Raw genomic sequence first — 20,508 nt, 5'->3', positions numbered from 1 at the left:
GACTCTCTGACTGTTTGACTCCCTGACTGTTTGACTAATTTACTCTTCGTCCAGCTTATACTTACTGAGGTCCATACCGAAAGTAAGGCCCTTTTCTACCAGTAACTCTTCGATTTCCACGAGTGACTTCTTACCGAAGTTACGGAACTTAAGCAGTTCGTGGGTGTCGTAGCGAACGAGTTCGCCGAGGCTGTTGATCTTGGCTGCTTTCAGGCAGTTGTAAGCACGTACAGAAAGATCGAGATCTTCGAGGCTGGTCTTGAGCAACTTGCGCATGTGCAGGATATGCTCATCAACGATGGTTTCCTCACGGGAACCGCTTGCGGGGATTTCGATGGCCTCGTTAGTGATCAGAATCAGGTGCTGAATCATGATCTTACCAGCTTCACGAACGGCGTCTTCCGGGTGGATGGTGCCGTCGGTCTTAATGTCCAGTACAAGGTTTTCGTAGTCCGTACGCTGACCAACACGGGTGCTTTCCACACGGTAAGCGACGTTTTTGATCGGCGTGTAGATAGCATCTACAGGAATAACACCGATTGGGGCGTTCTTCGGGAGGTTCTCATCAGCGGGAACGTAGCCATGACCTTTGGTCACGGTAAGTTCTACTTCGAGGTTTACGAAGGGCTCCATGGTACAAAGCAACAGCTCGGGGTTCATGATCTTGAACACGTTGGTGTGCTCGTCAATGTCGCCGGCAGTGAATTGCTCCTTACCACTGATGGTGAGGAAGATTTTCTCTTCCGTTTCACTGTCTTCGCTCTGGATCACCTGCTTGAGGCGTACCTGCTTAAGGTTAAGGATGATTTCTACTACGTCTTCGGTTACACCGCGGATAGTAGAGAATTCATGATCTACACCAGCGATGCGGATGGCCGAAATAGCAAAACCTTCGAGGCTGCTGAGAAGCACGCGACGCAGGGAGTTACCGATGGTTTGGCCGAAGCCGGGTTCCAGGGGCTTGAATTCGAAAGTGCCTTGGAAATCATCCGACTTTTGCATCGTGATCTTGTCTGGCGTCTGGAAGTTCAGAATACTGCTCATATAGTAATTTGACACTTTGAGGGTTGGGTATCTGGTGCGAGAGCACCAGACATAAACACCTGGATGTTTAAATTAGTTTGACCCAGCGGGGCCCGAAGGCCGGCTGGGTCGGGATGGCGGTCGAAGGGGGTGGGGGGATGACGCGCCACCCAAGGGGGCTCTTTCGCCCGCCGGCGAGCGCCAGCGGGAGAAAGAGTAACGAGAATTTTACTTAGAGTAAAGTTCTACGATCAACTGAGCGTTGATCTTCTCCGGAATGGCATCACCCTCTGGGTAAGAGAGGAATGTTCCTTCCATTTTTTCGGAGTTAAAGGAGAGCCAACCGAAGTTGCGCACGTCGCTCTTGCCGCTAACCGTATCACGGATAACTTCAAGACCCTGAGATTTGTTCCGTACGGAAACAACATCTCCAGCACGCAGCTGAGTGGATGGTACGTTATTGAGTCGGCCGTTCACCATGATATGACGGTGAGAAACCAGCTGACGGGCGGCGCGGCGCGTTGGGGCGAGGCCCAAGCGGAACACGACGTTGTCGAGCCGAGCTTCCAGCAACTGCAGTAATACCTCACCGGTAACACCACGGCTTGCCTGCGCCCGCTCAAACAGGTTGCGGAACTGCCGTTCAAGTACACCGTAAGTGAACTTAGCAATTTGCTTCTGAGTAAGCTGAAGCTTATAGTCAGATGGTTGACGACGCTTACCGCGTGTGTTGCCATGCTGACCTGGCTTGTACTTTTTCTTTTCGAAAGCGCGGCTGTAACCGAAGATCGGTTCTCCGAGCGCACGGGCTTTTTTCGCCTTAGGACCAGTATATCTAGCCATAGTGACTTATTTCTTTAGTTCCCTTCATCCTTATATATGGGCGGACGAGCGGGGAATATTAGTTAAGGTTGGAGAATTATACGCGACGACGCTTTGGAGGGCGGCAGCCGTTGTGGGGCATTGGTGTTACGTCTTTGATCTTGCTAACGCGGATACCGGCACCATCAAGTGCACGGATCGCAGCCTCACGGCCGGCGCCAGGACCTTTTACGTAAACCTCTACCACGCGGAGACCGAGTTCGTAAGCTTCACGAGCAGCGTTGCCAGAAGCAACCTGAGCAGCGTATGGCGTACTTTTCTTGGAGCCACGGAATTTCTCCTTACCAGCGGTTCCCCAACTGATAACATCACCTTTCTTATTGGTGATGGTGATGATGATGTTGTTGAAAGAAGCCTGGATATATGCCAGTCCTTCATTCTCCACCTTGACGTTGCGTTTCTTGGCCGCGCGGCCACCAGCTTGTCTTTTAGCCATTACTTAGTCGCTTTTTTCTTGTTAGCTACAGTCTTACGCTTACCCTTACGTGTACGGGCGTTGGTCTGGGTACGCTGACCGCGAAGCGGCAGGCCCTTACGATGGCGAAGGCCGCGGAAACAGCCAATGTCCATAAGACGCTTAATGTTGGTTTGTACTTCCGTCCGAAGATCACCCTCTACCTTGTACTCATTGGTAATGAGGTTGGAAATCGTACGAATGTTTTCGTCGGTCCAGTCCACAACCTTAGTGTTGTGGTCAACGCCAGCTTTGTCGAGGATTTCCCCGGACCGGGTTGCGCCTACGCCAAAGACGTAAGTCAGACTGATGATGCCGCGTTTGTTACGCGGAAGGTCTACACCTGCAATTCTTGCCATAATTACTTACTGCTTAGTTTAGCCCTGACGTTGCTTGAACTTGGGGTTCTTCTTATTAATAACGTACACTTTGCCTTTACGGCGGACGATTTTACAATCGACGGAACGCTTTTTGACGGAGGGTCTAACCTTCATAACTGAAAAATTTCACTTGCTTATCGGCAGCTGAATAAGAAAACTACTTATAACGGTAGGTGATTCGACCTCGGCTGAGATCATAAGGACTCATTTCTACCGCTACTTTATCACCAGGAAGGATTTTGATGTAATGCATCCGCATCTTTCCGGAGATTGTAGCCTTGATTTCGTGGTCGTTTTCCAGTCTCACGCGAAACATCGCATTTGACAAGGCTTCTTCGATCACGCCATCCTGCTTAATCAAGTTTTTTTTGGACATGTTTTTAATTTCGGAGGGCAAAGGTAGTCAATTCAACAACTCCACCCAAATGTTTATGAAAAATTGTTTCATATAGTAAAGGTGTAGGGAGTAGAAAGAGTTGACTATTAAGGGAATAGTAACGTTTCTGAACCGGCTTCAGGCGCGAACGCTGGTGCAGTCGATGTCGGGGTATCGGGGTATCCAGTTCTCAAGTTGTCGGGGTGTCACGTTCTCAGGTAGTCAGGATGTTCCAATTATCGGATTGGAAGTACACCGATAAGACCGGTGCAACATGATAGCCCCTCAGTTGATGCGAAGGTGACGTAAATATTCAAGTCCGCAGGAGGACAGGTTCCATTTCTTGCCCATCATCTGGACAACTCGACAACCGGACAACCTGACAACTCGACAACCCGACTACAGCGCCGCTCCCACTGGCTGGTACCGCATCACCAATTCCTCATCGAGGTTATCTACCTCTTTAAGGTTGGGGTTGTTCCGGATAGCTTCTTCGATTGGGCGGTGATCGCTCATCAGGTCGGCCGGGCCGCCGCCCTTGGTAATGGCGATGGAATGCTCGTAATGGGCTGCTGGTTTGCCGTCCCGCGTGATGATCGTCCAGCCGTCTTCGCGGCTGTGGACGTCTTTGCGCCCCTGGGTTGTCATCGGTTCAATGGCAATGATCAGGCCCGCCTTAAGAATCGGACCGCGACCGCGCTTTCCAAAATTAGGCACATCCGGCGCCTCGTGCAGGCTGCGGCCAAGGCCATGCCCGACCAGCTCACGGACCACGCCGTAACCACCCGTTTTTTCGGTATAGTGCTGAATGGCGTAGCTGATGTCCCCTACCCTTTTGCCTTCCCGGGCAGCGTCAATCCCTAGATACAGGGAGTGCTTGGTGTGCCGACAGAGTTCCATTACGTCCTCCGCTACGTCACCGACACAGAAAGTGTAAGCGGCGTCTCCGTAGAACTCATCCACAATGGTACCGCAGTCGATACTAAGGATGTCACCATCCTGAAAGACCTGTTTTTCGTCGGGTAACCCGTGGACCACCTCTTCGTTTCTGCTCACCAACAACGTGGACGGGCAGCCATAGAGGCCCTTAAAGCCCGGCACCGCGCCGTTGTCCCGGATAAACGCTTCGGCGAAGGCATCGATCTCCTTACCGGTCAGGCCGGGGCGGAGCATTTTACCTACTTCTGTCAACGTTTCTGTCACCAATAAACAGGCAACGCGGCTGCGTTCCACCTCCTCTGGTGTTTTGAATATCATCTTGCGGTCCTTTCTGCCCATACTTTGCTTAGTTCTGTGTACTAACGCCCTAAGGCGGTGGTGGTTCTAAACGGCGGCAAAGATAGGGAAGTAGTCAGAGAGTCGAACAAGTCATATGTTAGTTATTCAAGCGGGTAGTGCTTAACTGCCTGCGGCCGCGCCCAACTCAATCAAACCATCAGAAAGCCAAGCAGTCAGGGAGTAGCGCCCGACTATCTGACTGCCTGACTATTTGACTGCATGACTCTCTGACTAAATGCCTAACTTCGCCGCTCAAACGAGCCCATGGGAAAAGTTATCGCCATTGCTAACCAAAAAGGAGGGGTAGGGAAAACCACCACCGCCATTAACCTTGCCGCCAGCCTTGCCATTCTGGAACGGAAGGTGCTGCTGGTCGACGCCGACCCGCAGGGTAACGCCAGTTCCGGTGTGGGCATTCCTTCCGATGACCTGGAAGAGACCATCTACGACGTACTGGTTAATGACCTTGACGTGAACGAGGTCATCTTCGAAACGGAAACGCCCAATCTCCACCTCATCCCCGCCGGCATCAATCTCGCCGGTGCCGAGGTAGAACTCATCAACCGCTTCCGCCGCGAAGACGTGATGAAAACCACCATTATCGATAAAGTCCGTGATGATTACGACTTCATCATCATTGATTGTCTGCCCAGTCTCGGGTTACTCACCATCAATGCCCTCACGGCAGCCGACACCGTACTGGTGCCCGTTCAGTGCGAATATTTCGCCCTTGAAGGGCTGACAAAACTGCAGAACACCATTAACCTGGTGCAACAACAACTCAACCCGCAACTTGAGATCGAGGGCATCCTGCTCAGTATGTACGATCAGCGCCTTCGTCTGGCGAATATGGTGGTGGAGAAAGTTCGGGAAATCTTTGGTGAGAAGGTCTTTGACACCATCATCCATCGCAACGCCCGCATCAGCGAGGCGCCCAACATGCACCTGCCGGTAGTAATGATCAATGCTGGTAGCCGGGGGGCTACTAATTTTTTGAATTTGGCGGAGGAGTTTCTTAAGAAAAACGCTTAACGGCGCTACGCGCCGGGTCGCTGCGCTCCTGTTGCAGGGGTTGCAGGGTCGCTACGCTCCTGTTGCAGAAGCGCTGCGCGCTAGTTGCAGGGGTTGCAGGAGACTAAGCCATTTTTTCCCTGAACTATGAGCTACCTTGCCCGTTCCAATTTTAAGTTATTAATCATCTTATTCCAGTAAGCTCCTGCAACCACTGCAACACGAGCGCAAGCGAGTTCTTCTGCAACCCTTGCAACGCGAGCGAAGCGAGCCCTGCAACACGAGCGAAGTGAGTTCTGCAACTTCTGCCCCATGCCAAAAAAAGATCGCCTCAAAAAATCATCTTCGATACCAGCACCGGAACAACCCACCGGAATAAGCTCCCGTTTCCGGTTTTTCCTCTGGATCAGCGCCTTCTTTTTCTTTGCAGCACTGTTGCTGCGTATCGACGTAATTACCGTCTGGCCCGGCGCTGAGGGTTATTCGCTCGACTATGCCCTGAGCAACCAACGGGGCGGCTCCATGCTTTCTTTTGCCTACGGACTATTGTTCCCAATCGGAGAGGGCATCGATGCGCAGACCGAGGCCATCTGGCTGTTCCCGCGCCTTATTTCGGCCATTGCTATATTGCTAACCGCCTTTTTCACCTATCGCTTCGCCGGCAAATTGTTCGGTAAGGAAGCCATTGGCCTGGGGCTCCTGGCTGCGGGGGCATCTCTCTTTCTCCCCTTCTTCGGCAAAGTCGCTACGCCCGACGCACTGGGCCTCCTCGGCCAGGCCGGCTTTTTCTGGACCATCCTCCTGGCGGGTGCCGACCGGGAGAAGAACTACCTCTTGCCCGCCGGTATTTTCCTGTTGCTTGGCGGTATTGCCGCTCCGCTTTCCACGCTGGTCTTCGGCCTCGCCACCATTATTACCGGCCGTTGGCTCATGGGTGGTGGTAAACAATGGATGACCCTACTGACCTTACTCTCCATCCCGCTTGTAGTGCTTATTCTCCAGGGAAACCAGGGTATCCGTAGTTACTGGTTCTGGGGTGGCCAACCCCTCGCCTACGGTAAGTGGCTGGGGTATTGCCTGCTTGGTATGGCGCCCTTATCTGGCTGGTTATTTGGCGGTATCCGGGACCTGATCTATAAAGTGCAGCGGGGAGAACAGATGAGTAAATTGCTGAGTGCCGGACTGGCAATTGGTTTTGTAACCCAATCGCTGGTATTCCCGCTCATCCTTGCGCTGCTGGCCGGTAAACAGATGCAACTCTATTTCCGCGAAGCTAATTACCCCTGGCGCGACTGGGTACGAAGTGGTGCCACCCTGCACCTCGTTGTCGCTTTCCTCGTAGTCGTCTACGCCATGGCAACCATTGGCATCACCTTCCCCGGCCCTGGCTTCCGGGCGGCGCTGGGCATGTGCGCGGCTTACTGGATGTTTTCTTTGTTCGGGGTACTGGGCCTGTACGGAGAACGGCGTGACTTTGCCCTGGGCGGCAGCGTACTGGCCGGATTGCTGGCCGTATTGTTCTTTTGGGTGCAGGTGTATCCTTATTTTGAGGTTAAACGTGGCTGGCCCGACCGACTGGCGAAGCAAGTGGAGGTAAAACTCCCCGTTTACATTCCACCTACTGCTGAATTCAGCAATGCCCTGCCCTACTTCCGTCGCCAGGGAATCCCGGTGGTCTCCGACACACTGGATGCTGATCTCCGGCTGGTCAGCTGGCCGGTGACGGATAGTGTCAGTACGGCAGGTATTGAGGTAGAAGGGCGGGTTTTGCAGGAGTTGAAGGTGTTTGGGTTGAAGACTCAGTAAATGGACCATTGGTACTATTGGTCTGTTGGTGCACCACCTCCAAACTCAAAACGGATAGCAATAGCAGACCATTAGAACCAAAAGCACTTATACACCAAAATACCAATTACTCCGTCATAACCCGTTCCATCACCTCCGCCCCCCGCCGGGCCATCGAAGGAAAATCATCCGTTCTGCCATTGGAGAAACCTTGCCGGGTCCGGTTAATCCAGAACTTAGCGGAGAGCTTTTGCCCGAAGGCGTCCTCCACGCCTTCCTTGCCTAGAGCAGGTGCTGGTACACGTACTCGATGTCGGTATCGTCATCGGCGCCCCATGTGGTATCGGGCGGCAGCAGGACAAAATCGATGATGGGGAAGATGTGGCTGATGGTATCGCCCGACCAGATGTTGGGTTGGTCTGAGCCGCCCCAGTTTTCGCGGGTGTAGAAATCGCCGGTCTTGGTATCCCCGGTGTTACCAATTTTATCCATTTCGGTGACCAGGCCGGTCCAGTTAGCAATACACTGACCGGGCTAAAACCCCTGCAGCTTGTCCTCATGAGCTTGCCGGCTTATAATTCCCTGACTGTTTGACTATTTTGGGCGCGGTCGCAGGTGCAAAGCAGCAGGATAAAGGAGCAATTTAAGAAGGTCAGCATAGTGGATTTCATGCTGAAAGATATGGACTCGGGTTGTGTTGAGGCATTAATTGCAACAGCTTTCGACCTGATTTTACAACGATCAGGCTTATCAATTCTCATCAACACCGTACTTTGTAAACCAGTATATTTTTATTTATGTGTACTTTTGACACAGAATAAATTTATCGTCTGCATGCAAAAGTTCTTCTACGTCGTCTTCTCCCTGCTTATTGGTCTTTCCCTCTGCACCTGCGACCCCGCCCAAAAGAGTCAGGGAGTCGGGGAGTCAGAAAATCAGCGTGTCAATGAGTCCGATCGTCAAACAGTCTCTTCAACTACTAGGACAAAGCGTAACCTCAATGCCGGTTGGACCTACTACGAAACCATCGCCACCACGCCGGCTGCCGCAATGGAAACCGCAGGAACACCCACTACCCTGCCCCACACCTGGAACCAATGGGACGCCGTAGACATGCTGCCCGGCTACCGTCGCAGCGCTGGCTGGTACGTTCGTGACCTTTCGACTACCGCAGCTTCCGGGGAACGAAAAATTCTTTACTTCGAAGGGGCCAACACCAAGGCCGAGGTCTTCCTGAACGGTAAAAAAGTAGGTGGCCATATAGGCGGCTATGTGGGCTTCGACGTCGACATCACGGATAACCTGACCTCCGGGAACAACCAGCTCGCCGTGCGGGTCACCAACGAATACGACCGCGACCTGATCCCCTCTCAAAAGTCCGACTTCTTCATTTACGGCGGACTTACGCGCGACGTTTGGCTAAAAACCGTCCCCGCCACCTACCTTACGGACCTCAGGATCTCCACCCCCGAAGTCAGTGCAGCCTCCGCTACCACCAAGCTGGAGATCAGCCTCACCGGCTTCGATCAATTCACTGGCTCCGCCGGCCTCGAAGCCGAGATCCAATCCCCCTCTGGCGAATTCGTGAGCCAGGCCACGATCCAGGTTACCTCCGGAGGAACTACGACCCTGGAGTTCCCCGCCATTACCAATCCTCAACTCTGGTCGCCCGACGCCCCCAACCGCTACAAGCTACACCTTCGACTCATGTCCGATAACATAGTGATCGACGAACTCACCCAAAAATTCGGCTACCGCTTTTACACCTTCACCCCCAACGGCCCCTTCCACCTTAACGGAGCGCGCCTGCTACTGCGTGGCACCCACCGCCACGAGGAGCACGCCGGCTACGGAGCAGCCATGCCCGATAGCCTGCACCGCCGAGACATCGAGCAGATGAAAGACCTGGGCGTCAACTTCCTCCGCCTGGGGCATTACCCCCAGGACCCCGCCATTTACGAAGCTTGCGATGAGCTGGGCATCATCCTTTGGGACGAACTCCCCTGGTGCCGTGGCGGCAAGGGCGGCGACGCGTGGGAAGCCAATACCGAACGCCTCCTGCGCGAGCAGATCACCCAGAATTATAACCATCCCAGCATCTTCTTCTGGTCGCTTGGTAATGAGATCTACTGGCTGCCCGACTTCGAGGGTGGCGACGACCCCAAAGAAATGAACCGGTTTCTGACGGTGCTCAATAACGTAGCGCACGAACTTGACCCGGGTCGACTAACCGCCATCCGTAAATACTACGATGGCGCTGACCTGGTGGACGTTTTCTCTCCTTCCATCTGGTCAGGCTGGTACGCCGGCGTGTACAAAAACTACCAGCAAACCCTGGAGGCAAACCGGCCTAAGTACCCCCGGTTCCTGCACATGGAATACGGGGGCTCGAGCCACGTGGGCCGGCACACCGAAACGCCAATTACCGGAGACGGCGTCGTCAACCCCGACGAATGGGCCGAGGCCGTCAGCCAGGTAGATGTAGCCAACGTTGCTAAAAGTGGCGACTGGTCCGAGAACTACATCGTGGACCTCTTCGACTGGCACCTCTCGGTTTCAGAAACCGCCGACTGGTTCGCCGGCAATGCGCAGTGGGCTTTCAAAGACTTCGGCACCCCACTTCGGCCAGAGAACGCCATTCCATATCTGAACCAAAAGGGACTGGTGGACCGCGCCGGTAAGCCAAAAGATGCTTACTACGTCTACAAAAGCTACTGGGGCAAAGAGCCGTTCACCTACATCGAATCACATACCTGGAAGGAGCGTAGTGGCCCCGATGGCAAAAAGCGGGAACTGAACGTTTTCAGTAATTGCGATGAGGTAGAACTGGTGCACAATGAAAATTCACTCGGGCGTAAAACCCGGGAACTTGGCAAATACCCCGCCCAGGGGCTTAGCTGGGAGCTCTTATTTGAAGAGGGCAGGAACGACTTCGTCAGCAGGGGCTACAAAGACGGCAAGATGGTCACGGAAGACAAGCTGACCGTCGCCTACACCTACACCAACCACGGTGTGGCTAAAGACATTGTGCTTACCCACCGTCCGCTCGATAACGGCAACATCCTCATCGTCGCCACCATGCGCGACAAGGACGGTCTGCGTGTACTCGACTACGAAGACTACGTCTATTTCGACCTCAACGGCGCCGGTGAGTTACTCATCAACTACGGCACACCCACGCGGAGTCAGATTATTCAGATGGCCAATGGCCGGGCAGCGATTGAGATGGTTCCGGGTGAGGGGAAAACGGTGATTGAGGCCAGGAATCAGGACTTTAAGGGGAGTTATTTAGAGATTGAGTGACGTTGTGACAATAGCAATCAGATAAACTTTTGTCGGACGGCCGGATCGCCCGTCCGACGGATCCTTTCTCATTAGCGACAAAGGAGCTATAATGAGGAAGTCCGTCTGACGGGTTTTAGGGTAGTACATCAACAAGATTACCCGCCTGTCCATAATTCCCCCAGCTTCCCGCCCAAAGACCGCCGAGTCGGTGTGCCAGTGCTTTGGGTGAATCGAGGATGACCGGGCGGTCTTCGTCTGTCGCTTGCCAGGCTCCGGCCAGTTGATCAAGACAAGTGACCACCAGGTGGCGGGGCAGGCCGGCCGAATATTGGGCATCGGCCCTCAGGGCATAGCGGAGCTGGTTCAGGTCAAGCAGGCTGCGCCGCTGCGCTCCCTGCCAGGGATTAAAAATATTGGTTTCATAGGGTGTTGGGTGTAATTCCGGACCAGGTAGGTCTTCATTCGTCAGCGGGCCATTGCCGTGACGGGTTTGGTAGGCGCGGGTAACGTAAAAAATATCGGGTTTGGGTAGTGCATATTCCCGGACCAACGCCAGCGCATTGCGGCTGCTGACGTGCGCGCGGGTAACGTGGGGGAAATAACCGAAGTCCTGATCGAGCAGCAGCCCCTGGCTTCCTTCAAAGACGATGGTGTCATAAGATTCCGCAACGGAGGAGAAGAAGGCGCGGCCGCTGGTGCAGAGTAAGTTGGACCGGCAATAGGCTACCGCTTCATGAAAGCTTTCCAACTGAAGGTCCAGCGCTGCTTCGTCATAGGCTACTCCCAGTTTTTCTACGTAATAGCTGGCTACGGAGGCCAGCTTTTGGGATAAGACGAAGTCGTCCAGCAAATCCATTACGTGTAATTTATGCGGCCCCTCCTGGCGGGCAACGGTGGCGCCAAAGCCCAACCCACAGCTACCGTGCTTCTGGCTTGCTTCCAGGTGACGATTGTAAAGGAGGTCGTAGGGCGTGGTGACGGCGGCGAGCCCGTCGACAAAAAGCGTTGGCCTCACGCCCAACTCCAATAAAGCCTCCCGTTCGTTGGCGTAGCCCACCGGATGGAAGGTGCAGTAGCGGCTCCAGAAAGTTGGCGCACCGGCCAGCGTACCCGCCCCGAAGTTACTGAAGACATGGCGTTGCCCCTCCGGCGTCACCACCGTATGACCGGCCTGGTGACCGCCGCTAAAACGGACAACCAGCGGCCGCTCTGCCTGCCGGCAGAGGTAGTCGGTGGTGACGCCTTTGCCTTCGTCTCCGAAGGCCAGGCCTAGGATTATTTTGGTTGTCATGCTAGTGTAGCTTCAAGTTTGATTTTGGCATATTGAATCAAGACACGGCAGCACGTCACACATGCCTGCCGGCGGCCTTCTTTTCAGATGAAAAGAAGCAAAAATCTTTGGCTGTGCTGGTGCCTGATCGGTTACCGAAGGCACAAAAGCCTAAAAGAAAAAAACTCGCGCTGGTACCCGCAGCGCTGTATCAATGCTTTCCTATTACTTGTGTTGAGAATAAAAAATTGAGTAGTTCGACGCTCAAACAGTTTTTCTTTTTTAACGGCTTTTGCGCCTTCGGTAACCGCCACCAGCAAGGCCGTCCTTCGGAGGTCGAAGCCTGGGGTTCCATCCAACGCCACCTGGCTGATCGGCAAAGTATCAGCTTTGGGGAAATTAGAAATTTGTGTTTCAGGCCTGGAAAACAAGACATTGACTATTGCACTAAATTTTACTTGGCCCACTAGTCTGGTAGTTTTGCTTGAAACACCAAATGCACCCTGCAACCACCAGCTTCGGCCTTGGCACCGGCCACGAAGCAGTACACTGATGGCCGTAAAAAAATGCAACCTGTATGAGCCACCCCTTTGCTGCTACCTTGCCGAAAAGCTCCCGTAGCCGAAAAGTTTGAAAGCGAAGCAAAAGACGGTGGGGCGAGTTTTTGCATTTTAGGCTATCAGGGTACTGCGTCGTGATCAGCCGGTGACACAGCCAATGGGTTTTGCTACTTTTGCCCTTCAAAAGTAGGCCGCCGGCAGGCATGTGTGACGTGCTGCCACGTTTTTCACTTAAGTGCCAGAATTAACCAGACAGACAAATAGTGCATGGTTTTCAAAATTACTATTCAACAGGTTCCGCAGTCATAATTGTCAGATTTTCAACTTCCATTATAGTAGCAATATCTCTAATACTACCAATATTCAAAGTGAAGGCTTGATCATCTGTTGAACCAGTAAAAAAGCGAAATTCGTTTTGATGTTTAAAGCTATCTGGTTTACAAAAAACATCAAGCTCTCCGCTATATCCTTTCTCATCGTAATACTTGACAATATTGCCTTCATAAGCTCTCCCGAGCTTACCAAATGCAGCATCAACTCTAGAGAAAAATTCTGGTGTATTACGTATTAAAACAAAATGGTCTCCAAATTCAGTAAGTCTTGAGTCTACTTTGTTCTCAGGATGTATCATTTCTGATGCCAGAGCAAACATGCAGTAGACATTCCCCTTTTTTTCTCCATCTCTTCGAACTTGGCCATTAAAATTACCTAATTCTCCGAAATTTATTTCTTTATCTCCTATCTTAATCCGTAAGGAAGTTAGTTGAGCAATTTGATCTATACCTTCTGACGAATCACGTCTCTGACGATCTTCTTCGACTTGTCTAAAGTAGCCCATAGGGTTCATGTAAAGTTCGCCTTTATCAACTAATGCTTGAAGGTGACTCAACTTTCCAATCTTAACAAGTAGGAAATTTTCCGCAACTCCTGGTGTAGGCTCCATAATCATCTCGGTACTATTAGGTGAGAGTTTCACTAAGAGAACTCTTGAATATTATTGATTTGTGTAAGTTATATCAGTGCATCAGTAACCGCCCGCTGTAACCCAGGCTGCTGCCCGCGCATCACGTCCGCAGCCAGACTGCCCGTCATGATGGCAACGACCATGGCGACCAGCAGACCGAGCTGCTTATAGTCTGGCAAAGTGATGAAATGCTTGCCCAGCAAGGGTTCCCAGTAGTTGGCGACGCGCGCATTGGCCGTCTGTTGCTGGTTTTTGCCCACGTGGATGTGGAAGACGTGGTACCGCTCACTTGCTTCGATCAGTAGTTCACGGTCCGTCACCGTTTTTGCCTGATCGTAGCCAAAAATGGTACTTTGAAAGTTGGCTTCGAATTGAGCATGACTGGTATCGTCTCCTACAGTAAAGAGGAAACCTTTTTGTTGCCGCTTCTCCCAGCAGTCGATGCTGGTGTGGCGGGCAGCAGCGTGCCAGGCCATCAGGTAACTTTCGGGCGCGTCGCCTCCCCCACCCTCCAGGAAGAGGCGGCTTAGACCATCATTGACCAGCTGTGTACTGGATTCGAATTGGCCGACTTGCAGGGGAGCTTTATCGCAGCGGTGATCGCCAACGGCTGAAAACATGAGTTGCGGGCTCTGGACGCCGTGGCTGGTTAAGGTATCCATCATCGAACCTAGTTGGTTTGCCACGAGGTCGTGCGGGATATGGCCCATCGAACCGGTAACGTCCAGGAAAAGACCAATCGCCAGGCTGTTGGGGTGTTCCGGCGAGTCTCTGCTTTCCCGAATGCCAAGACGGAACGGATCCATCTTAGGATCAATACGGCGGTGCTTGTTAGAGGTGAAGATGTCGTCGCGGCTCTTGCCGGCATAGCTGCGGCGGTAAGCGGCGTAATCGGTGGAAGACCATTTTCCGTAGCCCATAGGGAGGTTAATTTATAGGTGAAAAAATATTAGCTTAATAATTAAACTAAGTAATAACAAGTCAAAGATACACCTACTTAGTTTAAAATAAAAGCTAAGGTGTATTTTTTTTACATTTAACTTAATTCCAGGGCTGCTGCTTACTCAACGGAACCAGCGATTTCGGCACCGGCTCCATCAACTCTTCCTTGCTCCTGCGGCCGCGCCTGCTAATCATTACACCTGATGTCCGAATGCTTGTCCTATTGGTTAATCACCGGACAAATCGAGGTCCGTTCCCTTACCTTCCGTACTTCAAGAATGTTCCGATGATGAAACCTCTATTTCTCCTCCTACTCCTCTGTTGGTTCAGTGCGTGCTCCGGGCCACAAGGCTCGGAAGCTGCCACAAAGCCACCACCGCCCAACATCATCGTTGTATTGACCGACGACCAGGGCTGGGCCGATACGGGTTTCAATGGAGCTACCGACATCCCCACGCCGAACCTTGACCGACTGGCCCGCGAAGGGGTGATTTTTACCAACGGTTACGTTTCTCATCCTTACTGCAGCCCGTCGCGGGCTGGCTTACTTACCGGGCGCTACCAGGCACGCTTCGGCCACGACTGCAATATGCCTTACGATACGGTCAATGATGAATCGGTTGGTACTCCGCTCTCTGAAATCATGTTGTCAGAAGCCTTGAAAGAACAGGGCTACAGGACCAGCGCCATTGGAAAATGGCACGTGGGCGACCATCCGGCCTTACACCCGCCGGCTCAGGGATTCGATCACTGGTTCGGCTTTCCCGGCGGCGCAATGAACTATTGGGGGACACCCAAGGGACCACTTCGGACGGTCGTTCGTAACAGCGTCCCCGTCCCTCCGGAAGAACTCACCTACCTCACCGACGACTTTACGCAAGAGGCCATAGATGTCATCATGACTAAAGACGAGAAGCCCTTCTTTATTTACCTTGCCTACAATGCACCACATTCTCCAGACCAGGCTACGGGCAAGTACCTGAAGCAAACTAAACACATAGAATACAGCGGCCGCAGCATCTACGCAGCAATGGTCAACGCCATTGATGCTGGCGTAGGGCGCATCGATTCCACCTTGGTTGCCAAAGGGATCAGGGAGAACACCATGATCGTTTTTCTTAGTGACAACGGTGGCCGTGGGCAGTGGGCCGACAACCGGCCAAACCGGGGTTTCAAGGGCATGCTTTTCGAAGGCGGTATCAAGGTTCCCTTCTTCATCAACTGGCCAGCGGCCATTGCCCGGGATCAGCGGTATGACCATATGATCACGTCTCTCGACATATACCCAACCGCCGTAGCAGCAGCAGGCGCGGACGCAGGTGCCATGAAACAGTTGGACGGCAAAGACCTCCTACCCTTCCTCTCAGGGCAAAACGAAGCACCACCCCATGAACAGCTTTTCTGGCGCTCCGTCGGGGGCTACGAATTTGCCGTCCGCAAGGGCGACTACAAGCTCTACAAAAACGCCAGTAAGGAAAAAACCATGCTTTTCAACCTGGCCACAGATCCCGGGGAACGGCAAGACATTGCCAACAGCAACCCGGAGCTGGTGGCCCAACTTGAGGCTGCCTACCGCACCTGGGATGCAGAAAATATCCCACCCGGCTGGGTGGACCCACACATTGAAAACTGCCGTAAAGACCAGGAGCAATGGGTGCGGGAACGGGCCAGGGCGCTGCGGCCGGCACGCTAAAACGAGCGTAGCAAGCATGAACTTGCGGTCGCCAATCAAGAATCGAGCCTCCTGAATCGAGAATTTAACGAGGGTAGCAAGCACTCCCATGCCTAGCCAATTCTCTATTCATTACCTGGGCGGGGCGTCTGAAGATACACCTACGCAACGGATTTTATTCGCAAAACGCATCGCGTTTTAAACAAGCCCCTCTCCATCGAGCCTGAGGCGAGACCTGTCGGATAGGGGGTCGGGTGAGCTTTAAAAGCGGCGTGCTTCAATCCCAGTAATCGGAACACCCTACGCCTAGACCACAACAACCCGCAACCGATCCCCCAACAAACTAACCTCCACCGGTGCCACCCCCAACCATTCCCCGTCGGCCTCCAGTTCTGCAGTGCCGGTTACCGGCATAACGGTGACGGTCTTGACGTGAGCCGTTGTCACGTCCTTAACCTGGTCGATACTTCCGGCGTAGAACCGCCAGGATTCGAGGAGGATTTTCAGGGTCGACAGGCGGCGGGCAAAGGTCAGTGCAAGCGTCTCCCGTTCAGGATCGGCGTGCGGAACCAGTCGCATACCCCCACCGCTGTAGCGGCCGATACCAAAATTAATGGTATGGACGGGGCCGGTAAAGGAAACCCCGTCGTAATCGATTCGGACGTATGGGGCGGTAAAATCCCGGAGATAGAGTAACGTCAGGAAAGGGTAGATCAGCCGGTGCCTGAACCGGGCCTTTTCGCTGCGGCGGACTACTTCAGCGTCGTAGGCCATCCCGGCGACGTTGAGGAAGAAAGCGGTTAGGGAAAGCCCGTCTGCGGGTTGGCCGTCTTGAGGGGTAAAGCGGAGTTTGCCTACGGCATGAAGCATCGTTTTTTCCTGGTGGAGCATCTCCAGCCAGCGGTCGATGTTTCGGGGTGTTTTCAGTGTTCGAACCCAATCATTACCCGTGCCCAGCGGCAGCGGCACGTAGATTACCCTATCCAATTTCCCGGCGGCTACGATGCCGTTGATGATGTGGTGGTGAGTCCCGTCTCCGCCTACGCCAACCAGCCTGGTGTGCCCTTCTCGCACCGCCGTTTCAGCTAAGAGCGCCAGGCTATTGCCTGCATTGCTTTGAGCTACCGTCATTTCGGGTAGCGCTGCACGCAATTTTGGCATTATTTTTTTCCAACGTTCCGCCGCCTTTCCACGTCTGGCGCCAGGGTTGATGATGAAATGCCAGCTTGTTTTATCCGTAGTCACCCGCCAAAGGTCGTGTTTAAGCAGCATTTAGTCGTTTCCGAAGGCTGCAAGTTGCAGGATGCAGCTTTCCGGTTGTAAGTTGCGGTCTGAAATCAGGAATTGTTCGATAAGCTCGACAACTTGACACCCCGATAACTTGACACCCCGATAATCTGCCTTCCTATGTCCGCCCCCATCATCTCCGTTGATACTGTCCGTAAAGTTTACGGTGAAAAAGTGGCTGTCGATGACGTCAGCTTCGCCATGCCGCCTGACGCGATCCTGGGTCTCCTGGGACCGAACGGGGCAGGTAAAACCAGCCTGATCCGGATGATCACCACCATTACTGCACCTGACAGCGGTAAGATCTATTTTAATGGAGAGCCGCTCAGCGGCTACCACCCGACCCAGATCGGTTACCTACCCGAAGAACGGGGCCTGTATAAGAAAATGTACGTCGGCGAACACCTACTCTACCTCGCCCGGCTGAAGGGCCTCAGCAAAGCTGATGCAACAACGCGTGCTAAAGACTGGCTGGAAAAGTTTGGTCTTGACAACCAGTGGGACAGAAAAGTGGAGGAACTCAGTAAGGGGATGCAGCAGCAGGTGCAGTTCATCGCCACCGTTATCCACGACCCCAAATTATTGATCCTGGACGAGCCTTTCAGTGGTCTTGACCCCGTGAATGCTACCCGGATGCGGAAAGAAATTCTTCGGCTTCATGCCGCAGGAACCGGCATCATCTTCAGTACCCACCGGATGGAACAGGTAGAGGAGCTCTGCGAATACATCGTGCTGATCAACAACGGTGCTAAGATCCTGGAAGGTAAAGTGGCGGATATTCGCCGGCGCTTCCAGGACGACAAGTACCACCTGGAGTTTGAGGGTGAACTCCCGGCTAAACTGGGCGAACGCTACGAGTTACTGAATCCGACGCCTGCAGGCGTCGACATTCAGCTCAAAGACGGACAAAAAGCCAATGACCTGCTCCGCCTGTTGCTGGATAACGACGTACACATTGTCGGCTTCCAGGAACTATTACCCAGCCTCAACGAGGTGTTCATTAAGCAGGTCACCCAACTTGACCCTACTAATACCAATCCTTTCGATACCAGTGAGTAACCTGGAGAGTTGGTGAGTCACTGAGTTGCTGCTGCACTAAACATTCACGGCGCTCCGCTTGCTCACCTTCTACCGATTACCACGGCCAATCATCCATCGTTTGCGTAACAACCTACATTTTATGCTCCATCGAACTCCCGTTGCATCCTGCGTCCGCGCCCACTATTTATTATCCTATTAATTAATAACACTTGTCACGCCTGCCATATGTGGTAGCACCTCGGTGACTCACCAAATCAACAACTCACTATGACGAATCTCTGGCTTGTTATACAACGCGAATATCTAACCCGCGTCCGTCGTAAGTCCTTCATTCTGGCAACGTTGCTAATGCCGTTGGGCATGGCCGTTTTCATCGTGGTGGTTCAGTTCATTTTCACCTATGGCAACGACGAGCAGCAGCGTATTGCTGTGGTTGACGAGGATGGCATATTCAACAATGTCTTACCAGACAGTAAGAACATCTATTTCAAATTCCGCCAGGATCCACTGGAAACGTTGAAGGCTAATATGGCCGATGACACCAGCTACAACGCTATCCTCGTGGTTCCCTCCGTGAGAAATCCGCGAGCTAAAGACTTCCGTGTTGAGTACTTCAGTGACGAGCCACTGGCCCTGGACACCGAATTAGCCATCAGTCGGCGGGTTGAGAAGGCCATGCGCAAGTATAAAACCAGGGCGCTGGAGTTGGACGAGAGGGCCATTGCGGCACTCGAAACAGACGTTGACATCAAAGCCCGCAAAGTTACCGTGGCAGAAGGAGAAGACGACGACACCAGTATGGCTGGTATTATTGGAGCCGGACTCGGCAGCATTATGGGCTTCATGATGTATCTATCCATCTTCATTTACGGCATGATGGTAATGCGCTCCGTTATGGAAGAAAAGATGAACCGGATTGTGGAAGTAGTTATTTCCTCGGTTCGTCCCACTACCCTATTGTTGGGAAAAATCGTAGGTGTCGGAGCTGTTGGCCTTACGCAGGTAGTTGCCTGGATGATCTTGATTCCCGGTGTACTTTTCCTCGTTTCCCTTATTTTTGGTTTTGACCCCGAAGCCACCCAGCAGATGCAGGCGGGCAGTGCTGCTTCCCAGATCGATCCGGACGAGATGCAGAGTATGATCGAACGTGCTATTTCCGGGCTCGACGAGATGAACTGGTGGGTCATCATCCCCTGTTTCCTGATCTACTTCCTGGCTGGCTACTTCATGTACGCCGCCATGTTTGCCGCCATCGGTTCAGCCATGGGCGACGATATGGGAGAAGGACAGAGCCTTACGCTCGTCGTCATCCTGCCCGTAATCCTTGGTTTCTATATCATGATGGCGGCGCTGCAGGCGCCAAATTCCAGCTTGGCCGTCGGGTCCAGCTTCATGCCCTTATTTGCACCGATCGTAATGCCCGCCCGATTACCGTTTGGGCCGCCGGCCTGGCAAATCGTTGGCAGCCTGCTGATTACCATCGCCTTTGCCGCCTTTATGGTTTGGCTTGCCGGGCGCATTTACCGCGTCGGTATCCTGAGCTACGGTAAGAAGAGTACGTTGAAGGATATGATGGGGTGGGTGTTTTCCAAGTATTGAGGCGCTGCGCGCTGGCGCAAGGTCGCTTCGCTCCGGTTGCAGTGGTTGCAGTTGTTGCAGGTTACTGCTCCCGACGAGTGCAGCGAGCATCCGCATACGGCAGCACTGCCCATTACCTACTCCCCTGTACTTACTAATAAGGCGCGGACGCAGGTGCAGAGGAAGTAATAAAGGAGCCAAGTATTCCCCGTTCAGGCCCGGAGGGCCGTCTCTCGTAGCGAGGGGTGACCGACGATCCGAAGGATCAAGCGGAACCCCTCGTTTTCGTTGTGCGTTGTGCTAAACCTCCACCTCCTCGCCCGGCTCCACGCCCACATTAAGCACCTTGATCACAAACGAGCAGGTGACCGGGCCTTCTATGGTCGGTTGCATGGCAGCGGTGAGCGCAGCCATCACGTCTGCATAGCTCCCGGTAAGCTGGGTCGACAGACCGTTGGTTGCCACCTTCACGCGTGGCTGCTGTCGTAATAGTCGAATAAAATCGATGATAATGGGCTCATAATCGGGTGTAAGTGGATAGAGTGATAGTTCGGCGGAGGTCATAGTGAATAAATATATACGCGAAGTTAAGGGTCGTTTAGGACGATGAACCACTACACAAAAAGTCCACACATTATTCCATAAAAAATAAGCTTCTCCCGATAATATTCGGAAAGTCTATTGACTAGCGAACACAAAACCCTTATTTTAGCTTATAGT

The 20,508-nt window shown here is 53.0% G+C and carries 21 protein-coding genes; 7 read left to right on the top strand and 14 right to left on the bottom strand.

All coding sequences use genetic code 11. From position 1 onward, the window contains the following. Window positions 1-39: 39 nt before the first annotated feature. The 7 genes from B036_RS0112685 to map form a co-directional block, all read right to left on the bottom strand. Window positions 40-1,044: a DNA-directed RNA polymerase subunit alpha gene (locus B036_RS0112685; protein ID WP_020569094.1), complete on the bottom strand. Its 1,005-nt coding sequence runs from the start codon at window positions 1,042-1,044 to the stop codon at window positions 40-42. Window positions 1,045-1,251: 207 nt separating this feature from the next. Beyond that, the gene (gene rpsD / locus B036_RS0112680) at window positions 1,252-1,866 is read right to left on the bottom strand and encodes a 30S ribosomal protein S4 (protein WP_020569093.1); all 615 of its coding nucleotides are present in this window, start codon (window positions 1,864-1,866) and stop codon (window positions 1,252-1,254) included. 76 nt (window positions 1,867-1,942) lie between these two features. Then, complete coding sequence (gene rpsK, locus B036_RS0112675; RefSeq protein WP_020569092.1) at window positions 1,943-2,341, bottom strand: 30S ribosomal protein S11; 399 nt, start codon at window positions 2,339-2,341, stop codon at window positions 1,943-1,945. Then, a complete protein-coding gene (gene rpsM, locus B036_RS0112670; protein ID WP_020569091.1) occupies window positions 2,341-2,718 on the bottom strand; it encodes a 30S ribosomal protein S13 in 378 nt (125 codons plus the stop codon). Before rpsM ends, rpsK begins: the two co-directional genes overlap by 1 nt. A gap of 18 nt (window positions 2,719-2,736) precedes the next feature. Next, the gene (gene rpmJ, locus B036_RS32920) at window positions 2,737-2,853 is read right to left on the bottom strand and encodes a 50S ribosomal protein L36 (RefSeq protein WP_071596776.1); all 117 of its coding nucleotides are present in this window, start codon (window positions 2,851-2,853) and stop codon (window positions 2,737-2,739) included. Window positions 2,854-2,896: 43 nt separating this feature from the next. Next, window positions 2,897-3,115, bottom strand: coding sequence for a translation initiation factor IF-1 (gene infA / locus B036_RS0112665; RefSeq protein WP_020569089.1), 219 nt, complete (start codon window positions 3,113-3,115; stop codon window positions 2,897-2,899). Window positions 3,116-3,514: 399 nt separating this feature from the next. Then, window positions 3,515-4,393 (bottom strand): type I methionyl aminopeptidase, encoded by an 879-nt coding sequence (map, locus tag B036_RS0112660; protein WP_020569088.1) that lies wholly within the window; start codon window positions 4,391-4,393, stop codon window positions 3,515-3,517. Window positions 4,394-4,657: 264 nt separating this feature from the next. On the opposite strand from map, the gene B036_RS0112655 reads away from it, so the two are divergent. Both B036_RS0112655 and B036_RS0112650 read left to right on the top strand, forming a co-directional pair. Continuing rightward, complete coding sequence (locus B036_RS0112655; RefSeq protein WP_020569087.1) at window positions 4,658-5,425, top strand: ParA family protein; 768 nt, start codon at window positions 4,658-4,660, stop codon at window positions 5,423-5,425. Window positions 5,426-5,716: 291 nt separating this feature from the next. Then, complete coding sequence (locus B036_RS0112650; RefSeq protein ID WP_020569086.1) at window positions 5,717-7,210, top strand: ArnT family glycosyltransferase; 1,494 nt, start codon at window positions 5,717-5,719, stop codon at window positions 7,208-7,210. Window positions 7,211-7,316: 106 nt separating this feature from the next. Here the strand turns inward: B036_RS0112650 and B036_RS33565 are convergent, their stop codons facing one another. After that, on the bottom strand, window positions 7,317-7,460 hold the full coding sequence (locus tag B036_RS33565) for a hypothetical protein (RefSeq protein ID WP_020569085.1): 144 nt from the start codon (window positions 7,458-7,460) through the stop codon (window positions 7,317-7,319). 11 nt (window positions 7,461-7,471) lie between these two features. Continuing rightward, window positions 7,472-7,681, bottom strand: coding sequence for a hypothetical protein (locus tag B036_RS0112640; protein ID WP_020569084.1), 210 nt, complete (start codon window positions 7,679-7,681; stop codon window positions 7,472-7,474). A gap of 342 nt (window positions 7,682-8,023) precedes the next feature. Between B036_RS0112640 and B036_RS0112635 the strand changes: the two genes are divergently transcribed. After that, complete coding sequence (locus B036_RS0112635; RefSeq protein WP_020569083.1) at window positions 8,024-10,492, top strand: glycoside hydrolase family 2 protein; 2,469 nt, start codon at window positions 8,024-8,026, stop codon at window positions 10,490-10,492. 115 nt (window positions 10,493-10,607) lie between these two features. Here the strand turns inward: B036_RS0112635 and B036_RS29185 are convergent, their stop codons facing one another. Next, the gene (locus tag B036_RS29185) at window positions 10,608-11,765 is read right to left on the bottom strand and encodes an adenylosuccinate synthetase (protein WP_020569082.1); all 1,158 of its coding nucleotides are present in this window, start codon (window positions 11,763-11,765) and stop codon (window positions 10,608-10,610) included. A 32-nt stretch (window positions 11,766-11,797) separates the two neighbouring features. Here B036_RS29185 and B036_RS0112625 point away from each other — a divergent pair, with 32 nt between their 5' ends. After that, the gene (locus B036_RS0112625) at window positions 11,798-12,214 is read left to right on the top strand and encodes a hypothetical protein (RefSeq protein ID WP_020569081.1); all 417 of its coding nucleotides are present in this window, start codon (window positions 11,798-11,800) and stop codon (window positions 12,212-12,214) included. A 373-nt stretch (window positions 12,215-12,587) separates the two neighbouring features. Here B036_RS0112625 and B036_RS0112620 read toward each other — a convergent pair whose 3' ends face one another. Then, complete coding sequence (locus B036_RS0112620; protein WP_157472142.1) at window positions 12,588-13,247, bottom strand: hypothetical protein; 660 nt, start codon at window positions 13,245-13,247, stop codon at window positions 12,588-12,590. A 68-nt stretch (window positions 13,248-13,315) separates the two neighbouring features. Next, window positions 13,316-14,188 carry a hypothetical protein gene (locus B036_RS29180; protein ID WP_020569079.1) on the bottom strand — a complete coding sequence of 291 codons (873 nt, stop codon included), beginning with the start codon at window positions 14,186-14,188 and terminating at the stop codon, window positions 13,316-13,318. A gap of 308 nt (window positions 14,189-14,496) precedes the next feature. Between B036_RS29180 and B036_RS0112610 the strand changes: the two genes are divergently transcribed. Further along, complete coding sequence (locus B036_RS0112610; protein WP_020569078.1) at window positions 14,497-15,903, top strand: sulfatase-like hydrolase/transferase; 1,407 nt, start codon at window positions 14,497-14,499, stop codon at window positions 15,901-15,903. 285 nt (window positions 15,904-16,188) lie between these two features. Here the strand turns inward: B036_RS0112610 and B036_RS0112605 are convergent, their stop codons facing one another. Beyond that, window positions 16,189-17,154 carry a diacylglycerol/lipid kinase family protein gene (locus B036_RS0112605; RefSeq protein ID WP_020569077.1) on the bottom strand — a complete coding sequence of 322 codons (966 nt, stop codon included), beginning with the start codon at window positions 17,152-17,154 and terminating at the stop codon, window positions 16,189-16,191. A 135-nt stretch (window positions 17,155-17,289) separates the two neighbouring features. Between B036_RS0112605 and B036_RS0112600 the strand changes: the two genes are divergently transcribed. Together B036_RS0112600 and B036_RS0112595 are read left to right on the top strand one after the other, a co-directional pair. Further along, on the top strand, window positions 17,290-18,228 hold the full coding sequence (locus B036_RS0112600) for an ABC transporter ATP-binding protein (protein ID WP_020569076.1): 939 nt from the start codon (window positions 17,290-17,292) through the stop codon (window positions 18,226-18,228). Window positions 18,229-18,477: 249 nt separating this feature from the next. Continuing rightward, window positions 18,478-19,809 (top strand): ABC transporter permease, encoded by a 1,332-nt coding sequence (locus B036_RS0112595; RefSeq protein ID WP_044102621.1) that lies wholly within the window; start codon window positions 18,478-18,480, stop codon window positions 19,807-19,809. Window positions 19,810-20,088: 279 nt separating this feature from the next. Here B036_RS0112595 and B036_RS29175 read toward each other — a convergent pair whose 3' ends face one another. Further along, window positions 20,089-20,352 carry a YkoF family thiamine/hydroxymethylpyrimidine-binding protein gene (locus B036_RS29175; RefSeq protein ID WP_020569074.1) on the bottom strand — a complete coding sequence of 88 codons (264 nt, stop codon included), beginning with the start codon at window positions 20,350-20,352 and terminating at the stop codon, window positions 20,089-20,091. Window positions 20,353-20,508 lie beyond the last annotated feature (156 nt).

This window comes from Neolewinella persica DSM 23188 (assembly GCF_000373105.1).
Lineage (GTDB): Bacteria > Bacteroidota > Bacteroidia > Chitinophagales > Saprospiraceae > Neolewinella > Neolewinella persica.
The sequence above is the reverse complement of the archived record's forward strand: the minus strand, read 5'-3'. Positions and strand labels throughout refer to the sequence as shown.